The organism is uncultured Ruegeria sp., from assembly GCF_947504215.1.
In the GTDB taxonomy this organism is placed as follows: domain Bacteria; phylum Pseudomonadota; class Alphaproteobacteria; order Rhodobacterales; family Rhodobacteraceae; genus Ruegeria.
The window spans coordinates 23,711-33,591 of the sequence record NZ_CANNGO010000021.1 but is presented as its reverse complement, the minus strand read 5'-3'; the positions used below and the strand labels follow the sequence as shown (position 1 = coordinate 33,591).

General features: G+C 53.1%; 14 protein-coding genes and 1 tRNA gene. 4 read left to right on the top strand and 11 right to left on the bottom strand.

Annotation, left to right across the window (positions count from 1 at the left end):
• Positions 1-180 precede the first annotated feature (180 nt).
• From Q1B21_RS21645 to Q1B21_RS21630, 4 genes are all read right to left on the bottom strand, one after another.
• A complete protein-coding gene (locus Q1B21_RS21645) occupies positions 181-465 on the bottom strand; it encodes a hypothetical protein (protein WP_299082631.1) in 285 nt (94 codons plus the stop codon).
• Positions 466-507: 42 nt separating this feature from the next.
• Positions 508-1,191 carry a PspA/IM30 family protein gene (locus Q1B21_RS21640; protein ID WP_299082632.1) on the bottom strand — a complete coding sequence of 228 codons (684 nt, stop codon included), beginning with the start codon at positions 1,189-1,191 and terminating at the stop codon, positions 508-510.
• Between the two features lie 91 nt (positions 1,192-1,282).
• Entirely contained in the window at positions 1,283-1,873 is a 591-nt protein-coding gene (locus Q1B21_RS21635) for a TetR/AcrR family transcriptional regulator (RefSeq protein WP_299893064.1), read from the bottom strand.
• 56 nt (positions 1,874-1,929) lie between these two features.
• Positions 1,930-2,304, bottom strand: coding sequence for a hypothetical protein (locus tag Q1B21_RS21630; RefSeq protein WP_299082634.1), 375 nt, complete (start codon positions 2,302-2,304; stop codon positions 1,930-1,932).
• A gap of 48 nt (positions 2,305-2,352) precedes the next feature.
• Here Q1B21_RS21630 and Q1B21_RS21625 point away from each other — a divergent pair, with 48 nt between their 5' ends.
• Complete coding sequence (locus Q1B21_RS21625; protein WP_299893061.1) at positions 2,353-3,153, top strand: alpha/beta fold hydrolase; 801 nt, start codon at positions 2,353-2,355, stop codon at positions 3,151-3,153.
• Here Q1B21_RS21625 and Q1B21_RS21620 read toward each other — a convergent pair whose 3' ends face one another.
• Entirely contained in the window at positions 3,154-3,342 is a 189-nt protein-coding gene (locus tag Q1B21_RS21620; RefSeq protein WP_298936933.1) for a hypothetical protein, read from the bottom strand.
• Between the two features lie 555 nt (positions 3,343-3,897).
• Here Q1B21_RS21620 and Q1B21_RS21615 point away from each other — a divergent pair.
• Positions 3,898-3,983: transfer RNA gene (locus Q1B21_RS21615), tRNA-Leu, on the top strand.
• A gap of 3 nt (positions 3,984-3,986) precedes the next feature.
• Here the strand turns inward: Q1B21_RS21615 and Q1B21_RS21610 are convergent.
• Together Q1B21_RS21610 and Q1B21_RS21605 are read right to left on the bottom strand one after the other, a co-directional pair.
• On the bottom strand, positions 3,987-4,994 hold the full coding sequence (locus tag Q1B21_RS21610; RefSeq protein ID WP_299893059.1) for a DUF262 domain-containing protein: 1,008 nt from the start codon (positions 4,992-4,994) through the stop codon (positions 3,987-3,989).
• Positions 4,991-5,575, bottom strand: a complete 585-nt coding sequence (locus tag Q1B21_RS21605) for a hypothetical protein (RefSeq protein ID WP_299893057.1) — start codon at positions 5,573-5,575, stop codon at positions 4,991-4,993. Before Q1B21_RS21605 ends, Q1B21_RS21610 begins: the two co-directional genes overlap by 4 nt.
• A gap of 122 nt (positions 5,576-5,697) precedes the next feature.
• On the opposite strand from Q1B21_RS21605, the gene Q1B21_RS21600 reads away from it, so the two are divergent.
• Complete coding sequence (locus Q1B21_RS21600; protein WP_299893055.1) at positions 5,698-6,792, top strand: DNA cytosine methyltransferase; 1,095 nt, start codon at positions 5,698-5,700, stop codon at positions 6,790-6,792.
• Here the strand turns inward: Q1B21_RS21600 and Q1B21_RS21595 are convergent.
• Together Q1B21_RS21595 and Q1B21_RS21590 are read right to left on the bottom strand one after the other, a co-directional pair.
• The gene (locus tag Q1B21_RS21595; RefSeq protein WP_299893053.1) at positions 6,789-7,556 is read right to left on the bottom strand and encodes a hypothetical protein; all 768 of its coding nucleotides are present in this window, start codon (positions 7,554-7,556) and stop codon (positions 6,789-6,791) included. The genes Q1B21_RS21600 and Q1B21_RS21595 overlap by 4 nt on opposite strands.
• 300 nt (positions 7,557-7,856) lie before the next feature.
• Complete coding sequence (locus Q1B21_RS21590) at positions 7,857-8,081, bottom strand: helix-turn-helix transcriptional regulator (RefSeq protein ID WP_299893051.1); 225 nt, start codon at positions 8,079-8,081, stop codon at positions 7,857-7,859.
• Positions 8,082-8,155: 74 nt separating this feature from the next.
• Between Q1B21_RS21590 and Q1B21_RS21585 the strand changes: the two genes are divergently transcribed.
• Positions 8,156-8,647, top strand: a complete 492-nt coding sequence (locus Q1B21_RS21585; RefSeq protein ID WP_299893049.1) for a hypothetical protein — start codon at positions 8,156-8,158, stop codon at positions 8,645-8,647.
• Positions 8,648-8,772: 125 nt separating this feature from the next.
• Here Q1B21_RS21585 and Q1B21_RS21580 read toward each other — a convergent pair whose 3' ends face one another.
• Together Q1B21_RS21580 and Q1B21_RS21575 are read right to left on the bottom strand one after the other, a co-directional pair.
• On the bottom strand, positions 8,773-9,207 hold the full coding sequence (locus tag Q1B21_RS21580) for a hypothetical protein (RefSeq protein ID WP_299893047.1): 435 nt from the start codon (positions 9,205-9,207) through the stop codon (positions 8,773-8,775).
• A 108-nt stretch (positions 9,208-9,315) separates the two neighbouring features.
• A complete protein-coding gene (locus Q1B21_RS21575; RefSeq protein ID WP_299893046.1) occupies positions 9,316-9,819 on the bottom strand; it encodes a hypothetical protein in 504 nt (167 codons plus the stop codon).
• Between the last annotated feature and the right edge of the window lie 62 nt (positions 9,820-9,881).

Genomic DNA, 9,881 nt, shown 5'->3' with positions numbered 1-9,881 from the left:
GAAGACGGCAACGCCGCCGTCGAAGCCAAGGTCAAAGCCGAAGTCGCCAACCTATGCGCCAAATTCCCCCTATATCCTAACTTGTAGTCGGGGCTGCAAAACAAAGAAAACGGCGCCCGTTCGGCGCCGTTTTTGTGTTGGGTGAAGCGCCAGACCCCGACGGAAACGGCGCGGTTGGGATCAGGCGTCCGATGCTGGTTCTTTCAGGACATCTTCCAACAGTTTTTCATTGCGGGCCTCTTCAATCCGGTTGATCCGATCTTCAGCCGAACGTGCGTCAAAGCGGTATTTGACCACGTTGATCAAGCTCAGTGTCAGAAGAACGATGCCCATGCCCCAGTACCCTTTGGTCGCCAATGGCACATCGGTGGACAGATAAAGCGAAATACCCAACAGAGCGTAGGCGACGGCCACTCCGGCTCCGTTCAGCATCAGGATCAGGCCGTTTTCATTGCGATTGTTCATTGGAGGTCTCCTATTTCAAAGTTGGTCTGGATCGGATGAAGTTCAGGTGTCGGATTGCGCCTTCAGGCGACTAAGAACATCAGCTGCCGTCGCGCGGGTTTTTGGGCCATATCCGGCCTCTTCCATACGGGCAGCAAGGTTGGTGTGATCCATACCTGTATCGATTTCCCGCAGAATTTCCGATTGCTCGAACGGATCGTCCTGATCCATCACGCGTTCGATCAAGGATTGAGCCTCGTCAATCGGGCTGTCTCCACCAAGATGCCGGTTCAACCGTTTTTGCAAGCCCTGTTCTCGCTTAACCGCGCGGGCGGAAATCGCGCCTTGCTTAAGGTCCAGAATGCGGCGACTTGCGGCCTGCACGGAATGCCGCAATTGCAGGATACGCGTTTCAAGCCGATCCACGGTCTGCATGCGCAGAGTCGTTTCGTTTTCCAGATCAGCAACAGCTTGCGCAGCGCTCTCAACCAAATCCTGATGCTCATCCGCCAGCGCCTGACGGGCCCTGGTCATCAGATCTTCAACGCGGCTTTTCAGCCCTTCGATTTGACGATTTTCATTGCGCTGCTTCTGGATCAAGCTCGCCAAGGTAAGCTTAGCCGCCTTCAGGTTCTGCTCTGCTTCGCGAATTTTCTGGTCAATCAGCTCTATTGAATAGGTGTCGCGCAGATGATCTTCAGCCCGGGCATTTGCTCCATTTATCAAAGTCTTCAAAGTGCCAAACATGTGCTTCTCCAATTATGAACGATGTTCACAAAGTGTGACATAACAACACGATGAACACTGTTCAAGATATTTTTGAACAGTGTTCAGGAAACTAACTGTTTCCAATTCGTGAAAGAACCTGGGTAATCATCTTTTTGATTTGCTCGGGCGGTACGCCGGATATCCGGTTTTCAAGGCCAAGGGTGACAATCCCATGCACCGAAGAGAACAAGGCGCGTGTCATCAAGTCCATTTCAACCCTGTCAAGATCAGGAAACAATTGGCCGACGGGCTCGGCTATGTAAGAAAACAAGCCTTTCAACGCATCGCGATACCAATCAGGCACGGCCTCATCGTCAGCCATCTTCAGATCGAAAAGCGCGCGCCACAAATTCGTGTTTCCGCCCGCAAAACGCAGATAAGCAGTGCTCATGACAATCAAGCGCTGTACCGGGGGTTCGCTGCCGTCAAATGAAGTACCGACGGCCTGTCCAAGCCGCCGAAACGTGCGTCCGTTCACGGCCATGACGATAGCGTTCAGATCGTCAAACACATTGTAAATCGCACCCAGCGCACATCCTGCATCTTTGGCCAAATCCCGCGCCCTAAGATCGCTGAGGCCGTCTCGACCAATACGACTCTCGGCAGCTTCGACCAGTTTGTCCCGTAACTGCTCACGTCGAATTTGGGATTTCGTTGACATTGCGCCCTCAACCTTGAACCGCGTTCATTCTTCAGCGCATAGGACAGAACACCCGATCAGATCAAGTCGCGCCACCAAAGAAACGCCAAAACAAGCACGAACAATGCCAACATGTTGAAGGCCAGGCTGCCAAGCAGACCCAGGAACCATCCCAGTCTGCGATCGGCCAGGTTGATTGATCCGAGATGCGCCTGCACATCCTCGGACGCCTGCACAAGCTTCGGAGTATCCAGAACCAGCCTCAATTTGGGATGTTGAGCCATTTGCTCGGCCTGTGCCAGCACCATTGCCTGTTTGTAAACCCGCCGCGGCAAGCGAGGCTTCGCCTGCCGAACCGACGCCGCCAGACTCTTGCCACGCACGCCCAGCTTGGTTTTCAGCAGCACGATTGTCTGCGCGATCCGGGTTTGAATATCTGGGTCTTGCGACATAGGTGGCCTCCTGACGCGGCAATCTAGCCTCGGCCGCCGCAAGCTACAATGGGGCTGGCCGTTTCAACTGGCGGCTTGTATCACCCGCATATGCTGAACACGATCGTACATGGCGAACCTACCTCGCTCCCGCCCCTTGTAATCGCCCATGGTCTGTATGGATCGGCCCGAAATTGGGGCGTGATTGCCCGCAGGCTGTCGGATGAACGTCAAGTTGTGGCCGTGGATATGCGCAACCACGCAAACAGCATGTGGAACCCCCAGCATGACTATCCCCATTTGGCGGACGATATTGCCGAGGTGATCGACCAAATCGGAGGATCGGCGGATGTCCTTGGGCATTCCATGGGTGGTAAGGCCGCAATGACGCTGGCACTGCAACACGGACCGATTGTTCGCAAACTTGTGGTCGCCGATATCGCACCGGTCGCTTACAGCCACAGCCAGATTCAATTCATCGAGGCAATGCGAGCCGTAGATTTCTCGCAGGTCAGCCGCAGATCGGACGCCGAGTACCAGCTTGCAGATCTGGGCGTAGAAAAAGCACTACAGAGCTTCTTCACCCAATCCCTGGATATTGCTGGAAAACGCTGGCTTCTGAACCTGGATATCCTGGCAAGCGAAATGCCAAACATCATGGGGTTCCCAAAGCTTGAGGCAGCCTGGGATGGCCCTGCCCTTTTTCTGTCTGGAGGCGCGTCAGACTACGTTTTGCCCGAGCATCGCGATACGGTGCGTTTTCTGTTTCCTGGCGCGCGATTTGCCAAGATTCCGGGGGCCGGTCACTGGCTGCACGCCGAAAAACCCCGCGAATTCGAGGCAGCGGTCCGCACGTTTCTGAATGCCTGATTATCCCCTATTCTGATACAATTTCCGCGCAACCAGCCACGACGCTGGCGCGGCAAGTACAGCACCTGCGGCAGCTGCAGATACGATCGCGCTGACGGTTACCAGCCCAGCTGACAATACAGCGACAACGGCCGATCCGGCCATTGCAGTTGCGATCAGTGAATATAGCACAGCGGCAAGACGAAACATAACCGGTCTTTCCTTTGATTGAACCCGATCACGATGTTACGCAAGTACAGCGAACCCGGCTTTGACATGGGTCAGATCAAACAGTGAATCGGATCACGTTTTGACGATTTCACCACCTCAGTTAACCCAGCTGACCCGCTCCGCGTTGCGCCCACTAGTTTAGGTTCGGGCGCTTCGCACAGCCTGCGTCGCCAGTTCTTCGTTGGCTGGTCTTTTCGGTGAGCGGAGGGCAATTTGTTAACGGTCAGGCTACTTCTACTTCAAATCTGAAGTCTGTTTGGAAAGAGCGTCAGGTTGAACCAAGACTTGTTGCGCGAAGTCCAATCCTTCCGGGGCCATTGTGCCCTAAATACTTCAGTAAACTGAATTTTCTGATGGATTTTTGCCTGTAGTGACTGGTTAGGGAGCGACGCGGAGCCGACGCATCATATGGGTGTGATGGTTTGGCCGACATATCAGACTTAAAATCCTTCGCTTCCGCCCGTAAAGCGCATTGTATTCATGGCCTTGTGGCCGTATGGAGATTTTCAGGCCCGAAATAGGCCCGACACGCTTGCCCGCGTGGTGGAATGGTAGACACAAGAGACTTAAAATCTCTGGGCCGGAAGGCCGTGCCGGTTCGAGTCCGGCCGCGGGTACCAGCGCTAGTTTTGCGTAAGAATTATTTCTCTCAGAATACGTCCCCTGGTTGCTCGCACGAGTCTGTCGTTTGTAGACTGAAGCGTTGCATTCAGGTATTCGCCAGCAGCGCCTGTGTGTGCGTCTTCGCTTCCACGCAAGGCATTGACTGATTGAAAAAATGCGGCGAGACGGCTGCCAACTGCCTGTTCGTCAAGGGTTTGTTGTTCTCGATTTATTATGCGGTCGACTTCAATAAACAGTGTGTAGAAATCTGCTTTTCTCCACGCGCGGCTATCTCTGTCGAAGCCCATTTGAGCAATGCTGGAAAACGCAGAAGAAAATCGAGCTTCGAGAGCTGGTGCCTCAGCAAATTCTTCGTCAAAGCGCTCGAGGTAGTCTTCGACTTCGTCGTCGCGATGGAAATAGTCTGAGAGCATCGTCGTTGCTAGAGAGGCAATGAACGATACATCTTTCATTCGTCTTATGTCAGCGGCGCTGAAAATTTTGTGTTCAGCCAAGAAGTCATCAAGTGTAATCCGTTCGCAGAATTGTTTGAATTCCCCAATGTACGCGGCATTGAAACGCTCCATGTCATTGAGGTCATATGAAGTTGCATTCATACGTTGAAATACTTCCCGCACTTCGTCGAGGCCAATAATTCCAAGGTTACGCACTGAAACGTCGTAGTTCAGGAAATCTCTCTTCTGATCGTCTTCAAGCTGCCTATATCTGGTAATCGACTGCGTCCGAGCAAACGGTTTAACCCCTCTGAAGTACTCATCTATCGTCCTAAGCCTTTGCTGGCCGTCTACCAAGAGCTCGGTCGCGTCTCCGGTCTGGGTATCGACGTCACCGGATGCAACGTAGATCTCTGGAAATGGGTAGCCGAGGAGTATTGTTTCGATAAATGCGATTTTATCCTTGTTGGTCCAAACTGCTCGTCTTTGAAAATCTGGCGAAGGTTGAAGGCTACCTTCGCGGAGCGCCTTTAGTACCGCTGAGATTTTTCTACTTTCTGGTGCTGTTCTCATATCTTATCCTCAATAAAACGCCGGCATTTGTCTAAAGACGAGTGAATGTATCTCTCGAGAAACGTTTCATCATAGTAGATACCTGCGTTGATCTTATATCCCCCATACAGTCCAGATGCCTGTAGCCCGCGAAAAAAGTCGAACCATTCGTCCGAAGCAGCAAAACCTGACCCTGTTGGCAGCATGTCAGGTCTAAGCCAGCCACGGAATAAATAGAGGCGAAACTGCTCGGCCTTTCTCCAATCGCTGTGGTCTTCCCAATGGCTCAAAGCGAGCTGCCAATATTTGTTGAAGAGAGTTTTGGAAATGATTGCCACATCAATGTCGGAGTTTCCGAAGTGGGAAAACGTAGGTCGCTGCGGTTTTTGAACAATGGTGAAACCCAGTCGCGCTGAACCCACTATCAGAATGTCTCGTATTGAAACGGAAAACTGATCTGAAACTTCTCGTCGAAGTTGAGCTTCGGCTTGATGTTGCAAGCCAGCACAGTCACCTGAGTAGTACCAACGGTCGAGCATTGATGCATTGTTTAGCGATCCGATGTCTGCTCTGAAGGCAGCAATCCGCGCATCGTAGGACATCAATATACGGCATCCATCAATTGATATTGTATTAAAATCAGGCGTTCCAGTGCCAGCTAACCCGTGTTATCTTGTGTCACAGTAGCGTATGCAGCGCAAGATGTGGAATTCTCGGAGGATTTGTGAATATAGTCGATCTTTTTTCCTGCGGCGGCGGAATGTCCTCCGGTTTTGTTAGCCAAGGCTATAGAACAATCGGTGCCGTTGATCTTGAAGTTGCAAAGCCTAGCCACGGGATCGGAGCTACATTTTGCAACGACACATACGAACGAAACTTGGGTCTTCGACCGATGTCAGCCGATCTAGCCGATACCGGGCCTGATGATGTAGCGGCTCACTTCGGATTTGGCCCGAGCGACGTAGACGTACTCATTTCTTGTGCTCCTTGCACTGGATTTAGTCAGAAACAAAGCCGCAATCACATTCACGACGATGGTCGGAATAAATTGGTAGAGAGAGCGGCTGTTTTTGCGGCGGCGTGGCGCCCACGATATATTGTAATAGAGAATGTCAAAGAACTATTGCGAGGCCGTCACAAGCACCACTTCTATGCATTACACCGAGATCTTTCGGATCTGGGATATGACGTCTTCGCCGAGATACACGACCTTAAAAAATTTGGCCTGCCCCAAAGTCGTATTAGGTCGCTCATCGTGGCAAAGCTGGATGGCAACTTTCATCTGCAAATACCTGAATCCAGCTTGCGTTCTGTGCGGGACACGATTGGGCATCTTCCTGAGCTTGCTGCTGGCGAAACCCACCCGGAAGACCCAATGCACGTTTGCCCTCGTATCAGTGGTCGCTCGCTCGAACGGATGCAGGCAATTCCGAAGGACGGCGGAAGCTGGATTGATTTGACGGAAGATCAAGCACATTTGCGTATTCCAAGTATGAAAGTTGAAAAACCAGGCTCATTCCCTGACGTGTACGGTCGACTTGCGTGGGACAAGCCCGCTCCAACCATCACACGCGAGTGCAGCCATCCTGGCAATGGCCGCTACAGCCACCCTGAACAGGACCGACTGTTGTCGGTCCGAGAAATGGCTCTCCTTCAAGGCTTTCCACCCAACTATTACTTCGAAGGTTCACTATCCTTCAAATACCGGCAGATTGGCGACGCAGTGCCTCCGATGATTGCTTCAAAGATCGCGAAATCAATTTATGAAGATGCCAACGGTCGGGGTGCTATGCCTAATCAACTGAGAATGGCGATCTAGCCAGGTCTGTTGAGTTCCCACCATGCATGAAGTGGGCACAATTCTACATCAAGACCCGAAATGGTCACTTTCTCAACACTACCATCCAAGACAATCCGGAAAGCTTTGCGTCCGTTCAACATTACATTGGCGCCAGTTCCGCCCGCTGCTGAAAGTTCTTTGAAGTCGTCTACTGTGAGATGCTCAACCATAGCCAGAACGTCTTTAGGGATCTCCCGTAGATCATATCGCACTTTCTGCTCATCGCCGTAGCTTCGAAGAATGAAGATTCGCTCGTACTCTTTCAAATGCGAGAGCACGCGTTGGCGCACTTGATCTGGTGCGTCTGCACGACTCTCAAGGTCCCGGATCCAGCGAGCTTCCATCAGTTTTGAAATCGTGATGGACTTTGTGTTAAGCCCCTTGGCCGCCTCGGTTTTTAGAGAGTGAAAATGACCGTCGACTTCTAGATCTGCGCCGCGGTGTGTCATGTCCTCTGTTCTTTTGGCGTGATGCCCGGTTCGGAGAAAAGATTGTTCTAGGATGTGTTCGAAATTCTCCTTCTTTAGCGGGACAGCACTCGATGCATGGTGAGCTGCGAGGCGCGTGGAAAAGTACTCGAACGCGCTAGAGTCCAGAAAATCTGTAAGCAGGTGTTCGTGTTCCTGTCCTTCTGCGAATTTTCCGACGATGCTCCTCAAAACTTCAATCTGGATCGGCGTCAACTTCTTCAGCGCCAAAATTAGGGTTTCAAGGTTTCTTTGACTGTCAGATTGGTTGCTCACTATTCTCACCAAGCTATTGATTTTGGAGGAATATCAAGGCAATATCTCGTAAGGTCAAGACAAAGATATTGGATGCTCTGAAGTTATTTGAGAATGACCACTACCACGTCATCATGCTTGTCAATTTTAACAAACTAAAAAATTCCGCGCTTAGCCCCCGCATCGTTCCATGGGCTTAAAACGACAGAATTGTTGTATCTGCTTTTGTCCGCAATTTCCGACAGTGCCTCTGTTTACTGTGTGGCACTTTTCGGCAGCCTTACGGTTTCAGGTCAATTAGCTTGCGAATTGCCCAATATTCTAACTGGTTAGAATTTCGACAACATCTACTCTAAGTGCTTTGCACCAGTGCTTGAACTCGATGACGTCAAGACGCCGCTTACAACCTTCGACCTTAGCAACATAGGACTGCGGCTTACCCAAGGCGTCAGCGAGGGCCTGCTGGGTCATGCCGACTGATTTGCGATGATCGCGCAGTCGCTTGATGAGCGACCTGTACTCGTCGTCGTAGATGCTCTTGGCCACCCGCACGTTCCATTTGACTGCCCGTACAGGTCGCGGTAATCCCGAAAAGAAATTATCCCAAAACAGGATAACATATGGGACGGAACGGCGGGTTGACCTCGACCCAGAGGGGCAAGATCGCGGAACTGCACGTGGCGACGGCGCTGATGTCACAATCCTCAGGGCGCCTGTCACCGTTCGAGCCGCTATCGGACGACCACGGCATCGATCTCGTTGTCCTGGACAAGGAGAGCGGCCGCGCGCTCCCCATTCAGGTTAAGGCATGGCTCCTCGACTCAGAGAAACCGGTCAGGACCGTCCAGTTCGATGTGCAGAAGACCACTTTCGGCAAAGGCAAGCCGGGCGTGCTGATATGCGTCGTGGTGAAGAAGGAAACGTTGGAGATAGCCATGTCCTGGCTCATACACATGGCGGAGATACCGTCCATTGCGACCGACAAGCCCAATAAGTTCGCCCTGGCTCCGAGCATCGCCGAAGGTTCGAGAGACAAGTACGTACCTTACAGGCACTTGACCATCGCGTCACTGACGGAGGCGGTGGAGGCCGTACTGCAGAACGACAGCTGATACCATTACCTTGAAAGGAATAGCCCCGGCGCACGGTTAAACGCCGGGGCCACGTTGTCGCGGGTCGGTTATGATGCGGGAGGAGGCCGCAGCAGGGACGCGCCCTGCACCCCGCGAATACGTCTTTAGGTGTGTCTGCCCCGAACGATCTCGATTGCGTCCGGAAGGCTCAACAGGCGACCGCTCCTCGCGCTGCGGACCTGCTCCTCCTGGGCCCGTCGCATCGTCTCCCGGTCCGCGGTCTTAGCGTCAAGCCCAGCTTTTAGGGCTCTCGACTCATTGCTGTTCCTGACGGCCAGATCGAACTCAATCTCCTCGTGGCTCAGTGGTAGCTGTTCAGGCTGGAAGCCAGCGGTGCCGCCGAGCGCATGTTCCGTGAGCTCTGGATGCGCCTCGCAGACGGCCTCGTAAGCTTTCAGATAGGGCTCACCCGTCTTATCTGCGCGGGCCGCTGTAAGCCGATCCAATTTCCGATTGGAATCGACGGCGACCGTATGCGCCGCCTTGTTCAGGCACTCCATGACCTGTCCTCTGGTCTGTAGGTGGATGTCCTTAGTCACGTTCTCTCCTCCATTTCGTATGGTTTCGGGGTTTTTGGGAGTGCATAGCCGAAAAGTGGCCATCGGCGCCCAAACGCGAATTTGCCTCCGTGCTTTTCGAACCAGCACTCAACGCCTATCTGCGGGGTAAATCGATGCGAGTGGTTTTATGCTTTTGTTCGTACCCGCCACCGGACGAAGGCCGATCCGTTTCGCGAGCGGGCGCGCGCGATCCCAGAAGGCCGCGACCAGCGCTCCGGTTCTCGCGTGACCGACGATCACCGGTCTCTTGCCACTGCCGTCGCCGGTGAAATTCTCGAGCCTCGCGACCTCCACCGAAAGTTCCTCGAGCGCCTCAAATGCTTTGCAGGCATCCGACAGTGCCCGGTCGAATGAATCGGCCCACTTGTGCTGGCTATTTCTGGCATCCGCGAGTTTTTTCCGAGCGTCCGTGAGTGCCTCTGCCTGTCGCGCCCGCGCTTTTTCGCGCTCGACCCGGTCGGCCTCCTCACGCTCTAGGGCGTCGAGCTCCGCCTCGACCGATTGGCGCTCGTCCTCGGCCATCTCCTTAAGCAGCGCCTCTCGCGCCGCGTTCCGATCACTTAGAATTAAGACTCTGGTCCGTTCGAACATCTCGTTTGCCTCCTCTTAGCATGCACTCACTGTGCTGGCTGCGGTCGCGGGATGTAGACCAG